This window comes from Pseudomonas sp. FSL W5-0299 (assembly GCF_005930655.1).
Taxonomy (GTDB): Bacteria; Pseudomonadota; Gammaproteobacteria; order Pseudomonadales; family Pseudomonadaceae; genus Aquipseudomonas; species Aquipseudomonas mandelii.
Genome location: NZ_RXHX01000129.1, coordinates 1 through 327, shown reverse-complemented (window position 1 = coordinate 327; position 327 = coordinate 1). Strand labels below are relative to the sequence as shown.

Annotated in this window: 1 protein-coding gene; it reads right to left on the bottom strand. The window is 62.7% G+C overall.

Annotated elements, in window-relative coordinates:
- Window positions 1-327 (bottom strand): immunoglobulin-like domain-containing protein (locus tag FHL16_RS33930; protein WP_138739127.1); only part of this gene is annotated, 327 nt, incomplete at both ends.

Sequence of the window (327 nt, the reverse complement as noted above, 5' to 3'; positions counted from 1 at the left end):
GCGACCGAATCTGTTGCTGTCAGGCTCAGAGTGGTGGTGTCCGCCGAGTCGGTGACCGAGGTGTCGGCCGACTTGCCATCGACGTCGAGCTTCTCGTAGTTACCGCCCTTGGCGTCGTCGATTTTGACGCTCAGCGAGTTGCCGCCCGCCAGGGCATCGTTTGGTGCAACAAAATTCACGCTACCCGAACTTGCGCCAACCGGAATGGTGATGGTCTGGCCGTTGGACAAGCTCACGACGACCGGCGAACCGGTCACTGGCGCAGTCACGGACGCGGTGTACACCACGGTGCCGCCTTCAGCCACAGTGGACGTCGCGGTCAGGCTG